This window comes from Nostoc sp. (genome assembly GCF_035638895.1).
Taxonomy (GTDB): domain Bacteria; phylum Cyanobacteriota; class Cyanobacteriia; order Cyanobacteriales; family Nostocaceae; genus Nostoc.
On sequence record NZ_DASQZC010000238.1, the window covers coordinates 1 to 19,478 of the forward strand.

Annotated in this window: 10 protein-coding genes and 1 pseudogene; 7 read left to right on the top strand and 4 right to left on the bottom strand. The window is 42.5% G+C overall.

Annotation, left to right across the window (positions count from 1 at the left end; all coding sequences use genetic code 11):
* From VE944_RS11265 to VE944_RS11275, 3 genes are all read right to left on the bottom strand, one after another.
* Positions 1-601, bottom strand: a 601-nt coding sequence (locus VE944_RS11265; RefSeq protein ID WP_324976682.1) for a helix-turn-helix transcriptional regulator, incomplete at its 3' end; no start/stop codon positions are given.
* Positions 602-1,134: 533 nt separating this feature from the next.
* Positions 1,135-5,496 carry a PAS domain S-box protein gene (locus tag VE944_RS11270; RefSeq protein ID WP_324976685.1) on the bottom strand — a complete coding sequence of 1,454 codons (4,362 nt, stop codon included), beginning with the start codon at positions 5,494-5,496 and terminating at the stop codon, positions 1,135-1,137.
* A gap of 187 nt (positions 5,497-5,683) precedes the next feature.
* Complete coding sequence (locus tag VE944_RS11275) at positions 5,684-8,125, bottom strand: glycoside hydrolase family 31 protein (RefSeq protein ID WP_324976688.1); 2,442 nt, start codon at positions 8,123-8,125, stop codon at positions 5,684-5,686.
* A gap of 915 nt (positions 8,126-9,040) precedes the next feature.
* On the opposite strand from VE944_RS11275, the gene VE944_RS11280 reads away from it, so the two are divergent.
* A complete protein-coding gene (locus VE944_RS11280; RefSeq protein ID WP_324976691.1) occupies positions 9,041-9,871 on the top strand; it encodes a phytoene/squalene synthase family protein in 831 nt (276 codons plus the stop codon).
* 747 nt (positions 9,872-10,618) lie between these two features.
* The gene (locus VE944_RS11285) at positions 10,619-12,220 is read left to right on the top strand and encodes a serine/threonine-protein kinase (RefSeq protein WP_324976694.1); all 1,602 of its coding nucleotides are present in this window, start codon (positions 10,619-10,621) and stop codon (positions 12,218-12,220) included.
* 765 nt (positions 12,221-12,985) lie between these two features.
* Here the strand turns inward: VE944_RS11285 and recA are convergent.
* Positions 12,986-14,065, bottom strand: coding sequence for a recombinase RecA (gene recA, locus VE944_RS11290; RefSeq protein ID WP_324976696.1), 1,080 nt, complete (start codon positions 14,063-14,065; stop codon positions 12,986-12,988).
* Positions 14,066-14,719: 654 nt separating this feature from the next.
* Here recA and VE944_RS11295 point away from each other — a divergent pair.
* The 5 genes and pseudogenes from VE944_RS11295 to VE944_RS11315 form a co-directional block, all read left to right on the top strand.
* Positions 14,720-14,890 (top strand): annotated as a pseudogene (locus tag VE944_RS11295) (type II toxin-antitoxin system RelE family toxin); the annotation flags it as partial.
* Between the two features lie 155 nt (positions 14,891-15,045).
* Positions 15,046-16,314: an exodeoxyribonuclease VII large subunit gene (xseA, locus tag VE944_RS11300; protein WP_324976699.1), complete on the top strand. Its 1,269-nt coding sequence runs from the start codon at positions 15,046-15,048 to the stop codon at positions 16,312-16,314.
* Positions 16,307-16,534 (top strand): exodeoxyribonuclease VII small subunit, encoded by a 228-nt coding sequence (xseB, locus tag VE944_RS11305; RefSeq protein ID WP_324976702.1) that lies wholly within the window; start codon positions 16,307-16,309, stop codon positions 16,532-16,534. The genes xseA and xseB overlap by 8 nt, the downstream gene beginning before the upstream one ends.
* 499 nt (positions 16,535-17,033) lie before the next feature.
* A complete protein-coding gene (locus VE944_RS11310) occupies positions 17,034-17,507 on the top strand; it encodes a transposase (RefSeq protein WP_324976707.1) in 474 nt (157 codons plus the stop codon).
* 328 nt (positions 17,508-17,835) lie between these two features.
* On the top strand, positions 17,836-19,161 hold the full coding sequence (locus tag VE944_RS11315) for a calcium-binding protein (protein ID WP_324976705.1): 1,326 nt from the start codon (positions 17,836-17,838) through the stop codon (positions 19,159-19,161).
* Positions 19,162-19,478: the final 317 nt, after the last annotated feature.

Below are 19,478 nucleotides of genomic sequence, written 5' to 3' on the forward strand. Positions count from 1 at the left end.
AAGACATGTTTGCTTGGCGCTTGGTGTGAATATTTTTCATGTGCTTCTTCACGGTGTTTATAGTGATGTAAAGCTTAGTAGCAATTTCTTTGTAGCTGTAGTTGCTTTTATAGAGAAACCAAATTTCAGCTTCTCGCGGCGTCAGATCAAATTTTTTAACTTCAGTGAGTGCTACATTTTTCACAGATTCATATTGATTTTCTATAGTCACCAATAAACAAGGTATTTCCAACCCCTCTAAATCTAGTATTCTCACCCTAATCCGAAAAATATTAGACTTATCAAGTACAATTTCATCCGACAGAATTAAAAGTTTATCATAAAACAAATACCCACTATTGAATAACGGTTCACAAAGATTCCAGATGACTGGTGGTACAAAATTTTGGTTGAATTTCCCTTCATTGAATTGACAGCAAAGGCGACGAGCCGATGCATTAGCATGAACTACTTCACCATTTTGGCTTAAAATTAATATGCCGTCTTCTAAGCCTTCAATTATTTCTTGCAAAAAATAAGCTCGCTTCGAGTTATATAAGTCAATACTATTTAGGTTTTGTGCAGCTACTGTTTTTATTAATGTCTTTGTTCGGGTGCTCATAAAAAAATTATAATGTAGAGAATACTGCTGATTAGTAGTTAAGGGTAGTTGAAACACTATCTATTTCTTGGATGATTATCTGAATAAATTGGGTGAATATTACAGACTAATCATGGTGATGGCAGCAACCCAAGTGTTGCTTAGGACTATTTTCTTGAAATACTCAATTTGCAATTTATGTAGTCTGTTTGCATTAAATTATTAACTTACATGCTTTAAATACAATTCTTAAATTGCCTATTTCGGAATTCGCTTCCAATAAACTTTAAATAATCTTCCCCCGCTAGTGATCCCCTTGAGAATGGACTGAAAGAGCAAAAGAGCCAGCCTATTGAAGCCGCTTTTCCTAAATAGCGATCGCCCCAAAAGACAAAAATTTTTTATACTGTAATAAAAATATACATCCAAATATTTTTATATGCAGGTATTGACCTGGGAATAAAATTGATATTTTGTATAAATTTTGATATTAGTAACAAAGAGAATGGGACATGGAGTAAAATTTAATTCCTATTCCCCATACCCCATTTTCTCTAAGTCCGTCCAGCAAGTCTGGCAACTACTGTAGCTAACTCAGCTGCCTCAATAGGTTTAGGTAAATGTAGCTGATAACCTTCTTGTATAGCTCGCATCCGATCCTCTGCCGTGGTATAAGCTGTTAACGCTGCGGCGGGAATATTTCCCCCTAGTTCTGGTGGTTGCGATCGCACTTTGCGGATCAAAGAATAACCATCCTCATCGGGCATACCAATGTCGCTAACTAAAACATCTGGTTTCCACTGTGTAATTACCTGCAATGCTTTTTCAACTGATTCTACAGCCTGAACTTCGGCTTGGTACTGTTCGAGGATTGTGGTGATGAAGTCACGGGTATCGGCTTGGTCATCTACAACTAGCACGCGTACACCAAGGAGGGAGAGAGGGATGGAGAAAGAGAGGGGCAAAGGGGCAATGGGGTGGAGCGGCGGACTCTTGAGAAGTGGTAATTTGACTGTAAACGTCGCCCCTTGTCCAATTCCTGGACTATTTGCGTAAACAGTACCGCCATGTAATTCTACTAAATTATGCGCGATCGCTAATCCTAGTCCTAATCCACCATAGGATCTAGTGCTAGAACTATCAGCTTGACGAAAGCGCTCAAAAACGTAAGGAAGAAAATCAGGGCTGATACCAATACCTGTGTCAATTACCTGAATCTGGGCGTATTTATCCGTTGTGTCTTGTTTTTCTTGGCTAGTGACTACAGACAATTGCACCTCTACCCGTCCTCCTCTGGGTGTGAATTTGATGGCATTCGATAGCAGATTCCAAATTATTTGCTGCAAGCGCTCAAGATCACCGGATACTAAAAATTGAGAATTTTCGCCCAACATGGTTTGGGATTGTGATTCTCTTGATTCTAAATTTTCGTGATTGATTCCTAATTCTAAATCTGAATTTGACGCGAAAGTGACCACGGGGAGTATCCCCGGTGGCGCATTTCGGGTTTCTTTTGAGGGAATAAGGGAAAATCTTAAATCGATTTCTTTGGATTGGGCGGCGAGGCTCACAGTCTCTAGGCTCGACTCAATCATTGGAACCAAATTACAAGTACGGACATTAAGGCGTAACTTGCCTCTCATCATCCGTGATATATCCAGCAGGTCTTCAATTAGCTGGGTTTGCGCTTTTGCATTGCGTTCAATTGTCTCCGTAGCCCTAGCTATCAGGGTTTCACTAAGCTTACTTCGTTGCAGTAATTGCGCCCAGCCAAGGATGGCATTGAGAGGCGATCGCAATTCGTGGGACAATATTCCTAGAAACTCATCCTTCATGCGGTTAGCCTCTTGCAACTGCTCAGTTTGTTGTTGCAAAGAAGCAATTAAACTAGCTCGTTCCATTGCGATCGCTATTTGGTCGCATACTGCTTGCATCATCCCCTTTTGATTGTCAGTGAAGCTTAAGCGAGTGCGGCTGCCAAAAGAAAGAGTGCCTAACAAGCGTCCTTGGGCGATCAATGGGTATGCATAATAAGCAGTTATCCCTAAAGAACGAATCAATGCGGTTTGCGAGTCAGTAGATTGCTGCACATTCTCTACAGCTAAGGGATGGCGTTTCTGCGCTACACCACCGGAAACCCCTTCACCCACTGCCAACGATTCGATTTCCTTTGCTATCTCCTGGGAAATACCACTGTAAGACCCCAACCGCATTATTTGAGACTTATCCTCAACCAAATAGTTCAAATAAACTTCTATTCCAATTTGCTCTCTTAGTTTTCGGTAGACACTATCGATTAGTAATACTGGTTCCTGGCTTGATAGTAAATCGTTAGCTGTGTCAAATAGTAGCTTTAGCCTTTTGTAACCTAACGAGAGGGCTTTTTCTGCCTGCTTGAGGTTGCTAATCTCTTGGAACACCAAGATACAGGTAGCAGGATGACCATGCATTGCTGGCAAGGTGTCAGCAAATACTAATAGAGAACGCACACCACCGGGGGTGTGCCAGTCTACCTCCAATCCATTTAGGCGTTCGCCAAGGGCAACCCGCACTCCTGGCATTTGTTCATTGGGGATGCGATCGCCAGCTGCATCTGTATAGTGGTAGACTGTGTGATACTCTGCAGCTGGTACACCTTTGGGAAATTCGCCCCCAGCTAATTCGTTAGCAGAGCGATTGGCAAAAGTTACCCGCGCCGTTCCTGGTTCAATAAACAACAACGGTCTTGGCATCAGATTTAACACATTCTCTAGCCATTTTTGCTGATTTAGAAGTACTTCCTCTGCCTGTTTGCGCTCTGTAATATCTAAAAATGCACCAACGCGTCCTCTGGTTTTCCCCTCTTCGTCAAATAAAGGTGCAACATACTCTAACAGGTTGACAATTTTTCCATTTTCATGGATAACATCGAGTTCACAACCTAGAACTTCAATACCATGAGTTGCAGAGTATTGCATCGGGAGTTCCTCTGCTGACAGTTCCCTTCCCTCGCGGTAGATTTTAAAGCTTGTCGATTTTTTGTCCAAAGAAACGTTGAGGGAGGCATTTGTATCTGATGGTATTCCCAACTGCTTGGCAAAAGCAGGGTTAACCTTGATATTTTGGCATTCTGGATCTTCGGCAATGCCAATTCCAATCGGAATTACTTCCAACAGAGTTTGTAACTCAGTAATGCGGCGCTGTAGATCCTTGTTTAGTTGTAATATTTTTTCCTTAGCCACTTTTTGTTCGCTGATGTTGCGAGTCACAGTTGCTAAGGCAATTGGCTCACCTGTCTTGTTGTCTTTAACAGTGAAGATATTGTAATCAACTGGTATCGGTTGACCTGTTTGGAGATGCCGAAAGCAGAATTCTCCCTGCCAGCGCCCTTGTAGTAGCACAGTCGGCAGTATATATTGTTGAAAATAGGCTTTATCTTTGGGCATGAAGTAATCTAATACTACCTTTTGCCTGACCTCATCAAGGCTGGAAAGCCCTACCAGCTTTTGACCTGCATCATTGATGTAGAGTAATTGACCCTCAAGGGTGGCGATGCCGATAAAGTCAGAGCTATTTTCTACCAGCGACACTAATTTTTGTTGCTCTGCTTCTGCTTGCTTGCGTTCGCTCAAGTCGAGGATAAACGCTACTGACTCGTCGCGGTTTTCTCCTAGCAGCACGTAACCAATTAAAATCGGGATGCGCCTACCATCCTTGTGAATATATTCTTTTTCGTAAGGCGTACAAGCAGCGTTGGTGCTTCCCTTTGCTTCGGCGACACCTCGCTCATCCAAGTATAAATACTCTGGTGGTGTGATATTGCGCCAACTTAACCTACCTGCTAACAAATCCTCCTGCGTGTAACCAATCATCCTCAAAAATTCGTCGTTTGCCTGTTGGATATTGCCATACACATCGCCAAACAAAATGCCGATGACGTTAGAATCTACGAAACTTCCCAGTTTAGCTTCGTAAGTTCTGAGTGCTTCTTGGGCAAGATCGCGCTGATTGCTGAGGCGTTCAATAACCCTAGCACTTTGCCAAATTAAGATAGTAAAAATCACAATCAGGACGATCGCAAATACCGACACCGCAAAAGCCGGATCGTATTGTCCTGCCCGTTGACCTTCAACAATTACCCACCCCAATATAGAAGGTACTACGATCGCGGCAATTAATAAACGACGTGCAAGTAAGCCGCCGTAACTATCACTTGTAACTACCCTCATTAAACCTTGTTCAGCCCGCGCCCACAGAATGCCCATACTTAATAAGCTGAACAACGCCGCCGTGTGTAAAGCCATTGATGTTGTATAAGGGGCAAGTCCATAGAGAACTTTCACTTTGTAGGCATAGCCCATGAGCGCCTGAAAGGAAATTAAAGTTGCGATCAGAGCGATAATCTGAGCATACCAATAACTGCGGTGGGTTTTTGGATGAATCAAAATCTGTAGGGCAACGCTAACCAGCATAAAGTTCAGTGCTGTGTTCGCCCCCATTCGCCCTGGATGCGATGTCGCTATGCTAGTTGACAAATCACGAAACAGTAGCTCATCAATGCCAAGATTCCAGCCAAACAGATATTCACAAAGTGTAAGCGCACCTATTGTAGTGACAGCTATCGCACAGACCCTAGAAATTAGAAGGGAGCTATGGGGGTAATTTTCAATTCTTTTTTCCTCCCTGCTCCCCTGATTTGTTGCTTTTAAAAATAGCCACAGCGACACACCACATAGCACAAAACACAGCGCTGTATTTACTTTCATTGTGGCAGGACTACCAGGGAAGCCGCGCTTAAGAACTTCAATGCCAAGACACCAACCAACTAGTACCAAGCTGCCAACAAAAACAGCGATCGCACTTGCGACTTTTGCCACAAGTGAATTTGTAGGGATTTTAGATATATCTTGCAGCCGCAAGCGGTTAACATTTAACATTGATTGTTCTCTAACCGCATGTATCTAGGGTAGTAAACTTAGGTATTTCTTACGGTTTAGCCATTTCTGTCTTTTGCATTTTATGTTACCCATTGACTTTGTTTTCATCTACCTCTGTGCATATTTTTTCTTGCACAATTTAGAGTAAGAAATAATGGTGGCTCAAAAAACCACCTTTGCGAGTATTTCAAAATTGCAGAGTATGTTGCTTACCATCATCTTGGAAACGTTGCTCCCCAACACCAACAAGTTCTACAATTACTTCACGCGCTGGAGGTGTCCATTCTCCCATTCTCGCTCCAATTTCCACTACTGTTTGATTAGATTTAGTAAATACGCTAATAGTTGCTAGCGAAAACTTTTTATCTAGATAGTCGTTCGTCTGTCCATCATCTTCAAATAGCTGATATTCGTTATTACCAGGCCAAATCCGTAATCGGATCTCATCAAGTGGGGCTTGATCAACGTATTGCCTGACAGGTTGCATGGGAACGATCGCACCACCACGGACATACAGTGGCATTCTTTCAAGCGGTGCATGAGCAAGAATGTGAATCGGGCCTTCGTAGCGATCGCCACTCCACCAATCATACCAAGTGCCAGCAGGTAAATAGACAGCTCGATGCTCAACTCCAGGGCGGTAAATTGGTGCAGCCATCAGCGACGCACCTAGTAATACTTGATCGTAGAGACTATAGGTTTTCGGATCGTTAGGGAAATGGTACAATAATGGTCTTAAAATCGGTGCGCCTGTTGTTACCGCTTCCCAAAAAAGAGTGTAGATATAGGGGAGTAGTTGATAACGTAGATTAATGTATTCTCGACAGATATTTTCAACGCGATCGCCAAATACCCAAGGTTCATGACGAGCAGTAGACATTGCCGAATGACCGCGCATCAATGGGTAAAGCATTCCTACCTGCATCCACCGAGCGAATAATTCAGCTGTCGCGTTACCAGCAAACCCGCCAATATCGCAACCCACAAACCCCACACCCGAAAGTCCCATATTGCAAAGCATCGGCAGAGACATTTCTAAATGCTCCCACAACGATTGGTTATCTCCCATCCACACAGAAGACCAGCGTTGCACACCAGCATAACCCGATCGCGTCAACACAAACGATCGTTCTGAACCTCGATGCCGTTCCAACCCTTCATAGCAAGCTTTAGCCATCATCAACCCATACAAATTATGCACTTCCGTATGAGTCACATCAATTCTTAATTTTGTTAGCGCAGCGTTAGCGAGTCCGCGAGCGTCATTTTGAATTTTGAATTGAAAGTTCTCCTCCTCTCCCCCTGCTTCCCCTGCTCCCCCTGCTCCCTCATCTCCCCCCTGCGGTGCATCTAGGGGAAACCAAATCTTTTCACCATCATCACCGAAAGGGCGATCGTTTATGGCAGGTTCGTTCATATCATTCCAAATTCCTGCCACACCAAGATCAGTTAAGCTTTTATGTAAATCAGCCCACCAGTTAGACACATCAGGACGCAAAAAATCAGGAAAAACAGCTTTCTCAGGCCAAACGTAGCCGTGGAACAAGGCACCATCAGCTTTCCGCACAAAATAGTCGTTTTCTAAGCCTTGGTCAAAAACATGATAATTACCTTCTGGTTCATACTTCACACCAGGGTCAATGATTGTTACTGTTTTGAAACCATCCTGTGCTAAATCACGAATGAGTTTTGCTGGGTTAGAGAAGCGTTGAGGACTCCAAGTAAATACCCGATAACCCCGCATATAGTCGATATCCAAGTGAATAACATCACAGGGAATGCGACGCTGACGAAATTCTTGCGCTAGTTCCCGCACAACAGTTTCTGATTCATAACTCCAGCGACATTGATGATAACCTAGCGCCCATTTCGGCGGTAATGGCATTCTCCCGGTTAGCTGAGTGTAAGTCTCCAAGATTTGGGCAGGTTCGGGGCCATAGATAATGTAATAATCCAATTCACCGCCACGAGTTTCCATCTTCCAAATACCTGGTTGTTCAGCACCGATATCAAATTGACTCCAAAAAGTAGTGTTGAAAAAGATTCCATAGCCTAACTCTGGGCGCAAAGCCATAAAAAATGGAATTGCTTGGTACATTTCATCAGTCAATGCATCATAATCTAAGGCATCCGTTGTCCAGTTGGTTTTTACTTCGCTGAGTTTGTCCAGAAAGCCTGTGCGTTCACCAAAACCATAGAAATGTTCATCGGCTGCAATTTCTTTCCATGCTGCAACTGCACCCATCCGCCAACCTATACCCATCTCTGCATCTTGGGCAAAAGGGCGATTAGCTTTGTCGAAACAGACAATGCGGCACTTTTCACGCTGGACGCACACACGAATCTGTGCTGTTTCAATTTCTACCGTTGCTTCATTTTCTTGCACCGTAAAAGGTGTTGTTGCCCATTCTGCATCATCCAGTGCCACTGCCCAAGAACGCCGAGGCATAAATTCCCCAGTTGGTGCAAAACGCACGCGGAGTAAATTGGGTGCAAGTACGCTGATAGTAAGGCGTGAGTCGCCACAGTCAAAATTAATAATATTATTGTCGGACGTTACAGCTTTTATATCGCTAACAGTTGTCCAAGGTTGGTTAGTAGTGGGTAGTTTTCCGAAATATTGCGGCATATCAGTTATTTAGCAGGTAAACACTTGTCCGCATTCATGATTACAGACATATTCACCATCAAACTCTTTCTTTCGCTAGAGGTTGGGTAAAAAATTAGCAGATATTTCTTAACAGAGAGTGATTTTCGTGATGCACAAGCTTGTGTATTTATCACATAAATGTTTTATTGAGTGGGCAAACAGCCCACTTTTTTATTGTCAATCTCGTAAATATACGGAAACTTCTTGTTCTTGGTTATGGTCACTTGATAAGCTGTTGCGCCTTTAATTTGCACTAATATTTTTTCAATATGCTTGTGGGGTGGGCATCTTGCCCGCCCTGATTGTGCAAGTTGTATACATAACAGCTTACCACCTTAGACAGTAAGCAGGTTCCCATTGTAATCCACAAGCGTGGACATAGCCCAATCCACGCATCCCAGCCCTTTATGTCTATGTAACTTACTCTAACTCTTCGATATACTGACGTTCGCATCTAAAGGTGCTTACACTTACTGTTATCTATTACCAGCTTCTCTTCAATTGTATTTATATATACAATGATTATAATTTATTAGTCAATTTAACGCAGACTTAAAATACTTTCAAATCCAGACTATAGATGTTTCCTCATGGAAAAAATTCGCACTAATCAACCAAATATTAGCATAATTCTTTATATATCCACTAAAACTTGATGATAGCTATATCAAACGCCACATTAAAGATTTTTGCGACCAAAACCCTATATACTAAATTAGACTTTGATAAATTTGAGAGTTTTGTTAATTGCAACACCAAAAACTATTAATTTTTAGATGAAATACTAGCGTATCTTATAGTCTATAGTTTTTAAAGTTTAGTTAAAACTATATCCAGTATCATCAAAAAACTGCAAACTTCATGTGGTGCAAAAATCAATCGGGGAGTGAAAACATGAATTTACGTAGAGATGCATTGCAAATCCTCAAAGAAACTAGCCGAACTTTTTATATCCCAATTAGTGTTTTACCGCCAGGATTACAAGAAGCAGTAGCATCAGCATATTTGTGTATGCGTGCCATTGATGAAATAGAAGATCATCCCGAATTAGATAACGCTACTAAAGCAAAGCTGTTAAGAACGATTAGCCTGACATTACAGGCAGGGGTTGATGGCTTCGCAGCAGATGCTTTCTTTGCAGGATTTAATGGGTATGATAATACCTTAGAAGAAGTCACAGTAAGGATTAGAGAATGGTCGATACTAGCACCAGAGACCATTGCGCCTCGAATTTGGGATGCCACTGCTGCAATGGCAGACCGGATGGCTTACTGGGCAGAAAGAAACTGGAAAATTTATACAGAATCTGATTTGGATCGTTATACCTTTGGGGTTGCAGGTGCAGTCGGATTGTTACTATCGGACTTATGGACTTGGTACGATGGAACGCAAACTAACCGTACCCAGGCGATCGGGTTTGGCCGGGGTTTACAAGCAGTTAATATCCTGCGTAACCATACTGAAGATTTAGGGCGTGGGGTAGACTTTTTTCCAGAGGGTTGGAGTGCAGAAAATATGCAAGAGTATGCCCGGCGCAATCTAGCCCTGGCAGAAGCTTATACCAAAAACCTTCCTACTGGCCCAGCCTTAGATTTTTGCCAAATTCCCTTAACGTTGGCTAATGGCACTCTTGATGCCCTTGCTAGTGGTAAAGAGAAACTCAGTCGCAGTGATGTTTTTGCACTTCTCGAACAACTGATTAGTGTAAACATGAAAGCCAGCTAATACTCTGGTAACGACTAATGGAGATAATTTTAAATTGCCTCCAAACTTGGGCATCCAAAATTCTACAGCGATTTTCTTTAAGGGAGTTAGTGTGGTCTTATATCAGGTTCGGTTAAACACTTATAATGTCTCTAGCTTGGAGAGCCACTGCACCCTTGGGGTTTCTCGACAACCGAGCAAATGGCGTATTAGAAACATAGACCTAAACGCGAACAGCGTCTGGTGAAGAAGGGGTTTTCCGCAGGGCAACCCAACATTTTATCCTTATTGATGTTGGGTTTCACTGCTGTATTACTACGGGGATCTTGCTAAAACCCAACCAGCTTACATTGATAGATTTTATTATAAGTTATCACCCGAACTTGATATTATCCCTTGGTGCTAACCTTGCCCTTTGCGAGAAGAGGAGACGCCCGTTTTAGGTGTAGGTCGATAGCGCGGTGCTAATGCTGCGTTATCAGTCCAAACCGCCATTTCGACTTTGCTTCAAATAGAGGAACTGAAAAAGTTCTAAGAGGGTATTATAACAAATTAGTATATACTATAAAGTAATTTAAATACTATTTAACATTCTGGGTATAATAATTTTCTTATTTGGCAAATAGTTTACGTAATATTAGCTAAACTTTAAAAAATCTTCAAAGCATTTCCAGCAAAAATTACCTGGCAAGAGTTGATTAATATCTAAATAATTGAAAGAGAGTATAACAACTCACCATGATTCTTCGTGCAGCGAGTTGACAGTGCATGAGCTACTGCTTAAATCCTACCTGTCCCAATCCAGAAAATTTGGTATATAGCCAAAAGTGCCAGTCTTGTGGCTCGCAACTACTGTTGCGCGATCGCTATCAGGTGATCAAACCATTAGGTCAGGGTGGCTTTGGAGCAACCTTCTTAGCCAACGATCAAGGCTTACCAGGAGAACCGAGTTGCGTAATCAAACAATTACGCCCATCAGGAAGCGCCCCACACGTTTTACAGATGGCCAGAGAACTCTTTGAACGAGAAGCCAAAACTTTAGGTAAGATTGGCAATCATCCCCAAGTACCAAGATTGTTAGACTATTTTGAAGATCATGAACAATTCTACTTAATTCAAGAATACATCAGTGGTGATACCTTGCAGGAAGAGGTCAAACTTAACGGCATCTTAAGCGAAACTGGAGTCAAGCAATTTTTGAGCGAGACTTTGCCACTACTGCAATACATCCACGAGCAAAAGGTGATTCACCGTGATATCAAGCCAGCCAACTTAATTCGCCGTACTCAAGATGCCAGAATGGTACTAATCGACTTTGGTGCCGTCAAAAACCAGATCAGCCAAGGTGCGGTAAATCAATCAGGACAGACAGCATTAACTGCCTATGCTATTGGTACTCCTGGTTTTGCACCTCCAGAGCAAATGGCTATGCGTCCAGTCTACGCCAGTGACATCTATGCACTGGGGGTGACATGCATTTATTTACTGACTAGCAAAACTCCTAAAGATTTAGATTACAATCCCAACACTGGCGAGATGATGTGGGAGCAACTTGTACAAGTGAGTGACCACTTGGGCAATGTATTGCGAAAAATGTTAGAGGTGTCTGTACGTAATCGCTATCAGTCAGCGACAGAAGTTCTCAGAGCATTGGAAATAGAACCATATTTAGAAAGTTTAGCAAAGGGTTTATTAATTAAATCAGATACTGGGTCTAAAGAGCGAACACACAACCACCTGGATAATTCTGCTGTTTTATGTAATAACTCTGCTGCTACCAGTACAGGAGTAGCACAGGTAGCGGCAGCAATTCGCGCTAGACGAGCCAAGGCAGCAGCAGAAGCAGGTGGATTACACCAGGGTTCTGGAATGGCCAAATCAACAACTTTTGTTAACAGCAACAGTAATGGTTCACAAGTTAAAACTTCTAAAGTTGAGCGTAAATTAGATACTCAAGGTTTATTAACTGCCTATCAGAAAGGAAGACGAGATTTTGCTCTACACAATTTAAGTTTACTGAATCTGCAAGGTGCTGACCTATCCCAAACAAATTTTCATTCCACTCAATTGCAAAAAACTAATCTCCAGGGAGCTAATCTTCACAATAGTGACTTTGGCAGAGCCAGTCTCACTAGAGCAAATCTCAAGGATGCTAATTTGAGCAAAGCATACTTTAACCATGCTGATTTAGAAGGGGCAGACCTGCGAGGCGCAGACCTCAGCAATGCTTGTCTTAGTAATGCCAACCTCCGAGGAGCTAATCTGTGTGGTGCTAATCTTACCAGTGCCAAAATTTCTGATGAGCAGCTTGCACTAGCAAAAACAAATTGGATGACCATCCGCCCCAATGGGAAACGAGGCTTGTTATAAGTTGAAAGGTTAAATTTGAGAGTTACTTGCTTGCCCTGTCTCCCAGATTAGTACCGCAAGGCGGAAATAAACCTACTATTTCATTACAGTCAGAAAGCCCAAAATTAAAGTATATGTGACTTTTGACTTTTGACTTTTGGCTTTTGACTTCCGCCTTGCGGTACTAGTTCCCTCTTTTTTAAGGGTGCTTAGGCCAAGTCTTAAACTCAACTGTATTGTTTTATAAAGCTGACAAGCCTTCTATTTTCTTATGAGCTTAGATAAATCAACCCTTATTCTTATCGAGAAAACTCAGATTTATTCAGAACTGACCAAAGAAACAGGATTTTTATATCCTATTTAACTTCGAAGAATTGCAACCCAACCCGGAGATCCCCGACATCGTAAAAGTTGTCGGGGATCTTGTTGATCGCGAATAATCCGGGATTGTTATAGTTGGGTTAAACGATAGTTATCGCTATTGCAAATATTAGTAAATATCCCATATCCAGCAAAAATACGTAGATAGGTGGCGATTCTTAATCAAATATTTATAGGACTCATATTTGATTTTTGAACAAAACAGGGACATAATGGCAGTTTATTGTTGTGCCCGTACTTTTAACTTATTCCAAGGACAAACGCCAAAAAAATGATTGCTCATGATAATAGTAGCAATCATTTCGTTAGGCTTTCTGTAATTCATCAATACCTTGCAAAAAGTGGGTTAGCTGTCTTTGCAACCCACTACACATTAAAAGTTGCAGATTGATAAATCCACACTGCTTATTCTTCTGGCTCTAAATCGACTTCTTCCTCTTCATCTCCTTCACTGGGTTTAGCTACAGAGTTAGCAGAAACAACAGCGCCTTTATCTAACTTTTCACGCACCAGTTGCTTAATTTGTTCAGCAAATTCGGGCTTTTCTTCTAGATACTTAATGGCGTTGTCTCGACCTTGAGAAATGTTGTCACCATTGTAGCTGTACCAAGCTCCCTTTCGGACAAGCACGCCAGTTTCTTCTGCTAAGTCTACAATACAACCCAAAGTAGAAATTCCTTTGCCAAAAATAATGTCAAATTCCGCAATCCTAAAAGGTGGCGCTACTTTATTTTTAGCGACTTTAACTTTGACGCGGTTACCAAATTCTTCTGTACCTTTTTTCAAAGTTTGAATCCGGCGAATATCCAAGCGCACTGAAGCGTAGAACTTCAATGCGTTACCGCCAGTTGTGGTTTCTGGGCTACCGTAGGTAACACCGATTTTTTGCCGCAACTGGTTAATGAAAATTACTGTGCAGCCAGATTTACCGATATTTCCAGTAATTTTACGTAAAGCTTGGCTCATCAACCGCGCCTGCAAACCAACGTGAATATCACCCATGTCGCCTTCAATTTCAGCACGGGGAACCAGTGCTGCTACTGAGTCAATGACTACAATATCAACCGCAGCAGAGCGAACAAGCTGATCGACAATTTCCAAAGCTGATTCGCCTGTGTCAGGTTGGGAAATCAGCAAATTGTCAATATCTACACCCAATGCCGCAGCATAAGTGGGATCAAGGGCGTGTTCAGCATCAACAAAGGCAGCAATACCGCCATTTCTTTGCACTTCTGCCAGCGCGTGTAGCGCTACTGTAGTCTTACCGGAACTTTCCGGCCCATAAATTTCAATTACCCGCCCCTTGGGTAAACCACCACCCAATGCTAAATCAAGGGTGAGCGCCCCACTGGAAATGGTTTCCACCCGCATTCGGGTAGCATCGCCCAGGCGCATAATTGCTCCTTTACCAAAGCTGCGCTCAATCTGGTTAAGCACCATAGTCAGCGCTTTTTGCTTGCCAGAAGTATCCGTGTTGATAGCCATTCCTGCCTCTAATGCCTCTAAATATATGGTTTTAAGGAGTGTTGCTCTGGGAGTTTGAGTAGAACAGATATACTATTTTAACCAGAAAATTCTGGAATAGGACTTCTCAAATCAAAAAAAGGGTATGACAAGATCGTAACTCGATCGCTACCAGATTAGGGTAGTCTTGCACAATGATACCAACTTGCATTCAGAGATAGCTTTTTTTGGCTGGGTAAGCAAGGGGTTTTGAAGAAAAAATAAATTACCAAAACACACTGTCAGTAGAACCGGACTCGTGAGCATTTGCGAAGGTTGCTAAATTAGGAGCGATCGCCCATGCCAATCAGCATATCATCTACAGCAGCTTCATCAGGTCGGGGTTAGATGTAAAAAGCTTTTAGGGTAGTAGTGAAGGGATTATCAATGCTTTAGATGACTTTTAGCCGCAAGATGTTTGGCTTGCACTTCAGTGTGCTTGAGAGGAAAGGCCATTTGCTGTTGATTAGAGGTTTGAATGTATAAGCCGCAGGTTAGTGTTCTAGGTTCTGAGGCATAATTATAACCTTAGGCTTTTGTTTTCTGTCATTAGCGTAGGTGTGTTAATTTGGCTTAAATCCTCAGTTTTGAATGCTCAGTTGTTAGTTCAGGACGAAATACGGCTCTTGGCTTGAACCAGCTGATAGTGAGCAGCTATCTGGTTATCAAAGTTTATATCGAGTTGATAGTGGTGAATATCGAATTGTTTACAGGTATTTTCCCGATCAAGATTTAATAGAAGTGATTTTAGTCGGTAAGCGCAATGATGATGATGTCTATAAAAGATTGAAGGGTTTACTGGGTTAATCTTTGGTTTTCATTAAAATGCTAGAATCGCTTCATACCAATTCTTTATGAAGATGGACAGAATAAAACGCTTGAAACTCTTCCCCAACAAGAAACTTGTTCTATGCAGCCTCACATAAATTTGGTATCAGCACAAATGCTTTCAGGCATCTTTGATGACTTTTGACCTTCCCGACTCTCTAATTCTCGATACTGCACTTTCAGTTTCTGGATTAACTGACTATATCCGCTTGCTATTAGAGCAAGATGAACAATTACGCCAAGTTTGGGTAACTGGCGAAGTCTCTAGCGCTAACCACCATCGCAGTGGTTTATTTTTTACGCTGCAAGATACCGATCGCACCGCCGGAATTAAGTGTGTGATATGGAATAGCCAATTGCCAAAACTCGCCCAGATACCTGTTCCCGGTGAGCAGATAATCATTTTGGGTAGTATTCGCGTCTACCCGCAACGGGGAGAGTATCAGTTATCAGTTTGGCAGACTTTACCTGCTGGTGTTGGTTTACAGGCGCTACGTTATCAACAACTCAAAAATCGCTTGCTGGCTGAGGGGTTGTTCGATGCTCAAAGAAAGCGATCGCTCCCAACCCACCCCCAAACGATCGCTGTCGTCACTTCACCAACTGCTGCTGCTTGGGGTGATATTCAAAAAACTCTCAGACAAAGGTATCCAGGTTTACAGGTTTTATTTTCTCCGGCTACAGTACAAGGTGAGCAAGCGCCTGAATCTATCGTCAAAGCAATTGAGCGGGTGGAAAGAGATGGCCGCGCCGAAGTGCTAATTTTATCGCGTGGTGGTGGTGCGGTTGAGGAATTGGCTTGTTTTAATGATGAACGAGTGGTGCGATCGCTTGCTACTTGTTCTATTCCTGTAATTACTGGTATCGGTCATCAACGAGATGAATCTTTAGCAGATTTAGTTGCAGATGCTTGTATGCATACACCGACTGCGGCGGCGGAAAGAGTTGTACCAGCACTTTCAGAGTTGTATACTGAGCATCGGGGGCGAGTTGTGGCTTTACATGATGCAGTGCATGACTTTGGGGAAAATTCTCTTAATAAACTGCAAGTATTGCGAAATCGTTTGCGACGTTTGCGGTTAGATCAACAAGTGCAGCAGGAGGTAGAAAAGCTAGCTTGGAAGCGTCAGCATTTGGTGCAAATTACGACGGGGCGATCGCAGCAAGCAACGCAGCATCTAGAGTTGTTGCGGCAAAAGTTAGCTAGTCTTGACCCGAAAGCGGTGTTACACCGTGGTTATGCGGTGGTGAGACGGGAAGATGGGGCGATCGCTCGTTCTGCGACGGAGTTGGCTGTGGGGGAAGATTTGTTGATTCAGTTGGGGCAGGGTGGGGTTAAAGTGAAGGTTATGGAACTAAACGAACCGCAAAGGCGCAGAGGGCACAGAGAGGTTAATGGTTAAACGTAAGAGTGCTTCTACTTCTGAGGAAGGTTGGAATTATGAGGCAAAGGTTGCTGAAATAGAGGGAATTATTGCTCGCATTGAGGCGGGTGAGTTAGATTTGGAAGCTGTGTTTGAGCAATTTGCAAGTGCTGTTGAGTATTTGCGTCAGTGCGAAAGTTTTTTGCAGCAGCGACAGCAACAGGTAGAGTTGTTGATTGAAACCTTAAGCGATGAGTAGAAGCGAGAGCCTGCTGGTGAAGTTCTTCGGGTTTAATAAGTAATCGGATGCTTTTTAGCGGCTTTCCGTAGGCATCGCGTAGATATCCAACCTAATACAATCCACGCAGATACACACCTTCAATCAACATCTGTGTTTGTATTGTCTTTTAATAGCACTTCTCGAATATGATTTCACTAGCATAGCCGCGTGGGCAACAAAAGCACATTTCCTGGCGATACCGATCATAACGCAGCCAAAGAAATTGCTTACCTAACTTTGAGAGGATTTATTCTTCATTTGAGGATTGACACTCTCCAGTCGTAAAAGACTCAGCTAGCTTTCATCCTGTGCCTGAAGTCCGAAGCTGTGGCAAAACCCCTACATAAATGAGGATTTTTGCGTTATTTTCAAAACATTGATGCCTTCAAGCCGCACACTCGTGACTAGAAGTCATGAGTTAGGCGCTCTATATTAAGTGTGACTTTGTGTTAAAATTAAAACTTATTCAGCAAATTCAATAAATTGTCATTCATCCAAAAAGCATGGATGTAAACAGTCTTACAAAACTAATCTCACCAACGGCAACATTCAAATTATAGAGAATCGTTTAAAGCTTCCGAAACTAGGTTGGGTAAGGTTCCACAAATCCCAAGACATTACTGGGAAGCTTCTAAACGTTACCATTAGTCGCACTCCGAGAGGTAAATATATTGCTAGTATCTTGTGTGAGACTGAGATAGAGAAATATTCCCAGGTAACACAGAATATTGGCTTGGATTTGGGGCTGAAGTCTTATCTAACTACCAGTAATGGCGAGACAGTAGACAACCCAAGGTATTACAGAACTCAAAAAAGAAAGCTACGTAAGGCACATAAAAAATTATCGCGTAGCATCAAAGGTAGTAGTAATAGAGTCAAAACGAAAATCAAGCTGGCTCGTACTTATGAACGCATTACGAATTTGAGAGATGACTTTCTGCATAAACCTTAATCCAGAAGAGTTAGTTCAAGCTGTGGTGGCACTTGCACACAGTAAACCATTCCCTTCCTTAAAATGATTCGGTTCATATACTTATCAAGGAAGGCAGGAGGGAGAGGAAAACTCAGTAAATCGCAAAGCTTTTTTCAAACGCGATCGCTAACTATAGTCTAAATATATCTCCTTACATCGAAGGGTTAAGTTTTGTGAGATTAATGCTGTTTATAAAAGGTTGCTACCCTATTCAAATATGCTGTTAATTAGCGTTCATACGCTGTCGAACTCACGCTAAATTAATTTAATTCTGCACTGAACCATAGTTTGACAAGGAGTGATGAACATGCAAGCTATTAACGGTACTCTTGGTAATGACAATCTGACTGGGACTCTAGAAAATGATTCCATCTTCGGCGATTTAGGTGATGACACTCTCAATGGTCTTGGTGGTGCTGATGAGTTTGTCTTCAACAATGTAATTGATGTCCTCGTTTTTGATTCTGAATTTTCACAGGATGTGTACGTCTATAGTACTGATGGTTTTGACATCATTAAAAATGGGGGTAGTATTATCAATATTGACCCTGAAAATCAGAATCGTAAGTATGTAGATATAAATCCACGTATAAGTGCTGTCGTAGCACCCGATGTATTTAGGCCAGGAAAAACCAAATCCATCTACGGCACCACAGGTTCTGACACAATCCAAGCAAACTCGGCAGACGAGATTATTTATGGTTTGGAAGGCAACGATGTACTGTATGGCAACGATGGTTACGATATGGTGTATGGTAGTCCGGGCAATGACAGCCTTTACGGTGGTGCAAATAGTGACAAACTGTACGGTGGTTTGGGCAATGATTATTTGAATAGCGGAGAAGACGGCGGTGGCAATATACTGTATGGCGAGGAAGGCGATGACATCCTTGATGCCAGTGAGGTTCTTGATACCCTAATTGGTGGAAGTGGCAACGATACTTATATTACTTTTGCATACATGGCTAGGGGCGATGTACTCAGCGATCTGTTTATCAATAGTAAGATTATAGAATACTTGAATGAAGGTAAGATTATAGAATACTTGAATGAAGGAACCGATACGGTTCAGGCTTCGTTCAGCTACAACTTGGGTGACAACCTAGAGAACTTGGTTCTCACAGGTAGCGAGGATATTAATGGCATAGGTAACGCCCTGGACAATCGAATTGAGGGGAATGGCGGTCACAACTTTTTGGTTGGCGGCAATGGTAATGACCATTTGTTTGGCTATGGGGACTACGACGTTTTGGTTGGTGAGGCTGGTAACGACACACTCGAAGGCGGCGCTGGTAACGACTTCTTAAATGGGGGTTCTGGTAGCGACACAATCGTTGGCGGTGCTGGGAACAACACACTCACAGGCGATGCTGGTGCTGATACATTTGTCTTCAACGTCAGGTCTGAAGGCATTGACATCATCAAGGACTTCAGCTACTTGCAGAACGACAAAATTCAGATTTCCGCAATTGCGTTTGGCGCTACTTCCACTAACGAGTTCAGTTACAACCGCAACACTGGTGCTTTGTCCTTCCAGGGAACCCAATTCGCCACTCTTGAGAACAAGCCTAATTTCATACCCACTTTCGATATTGAGCTTGTCTCTGAGGGTCTAACCTCTTCAATTAGCTAAAAACAGTACAATTTTTTGTGAAAATTAAAAAATCAATTAAGCGATCGCTATTCCGTTAAGAATCGTTGGTCACTTCTAAATAGCGCTCAAGTGCCGATAGGGTCTTATGCCCGCTTATTGATTCAATGTGATGCAGAAGTATGCCGCCCCTTAATGCCCTCTCAACTCTTTTACCCACATTTTTGTCAGAGTTAAACTGTCACACTTAGCGACATCCCGCCCATAACTAAAGTTCAGCTATGAGACTCGGAATTCATTCCGAGGCGGGATAGAAACGCAGTGCGAGATTTATTAATTCGGTTAGTAGATGTTGTGGA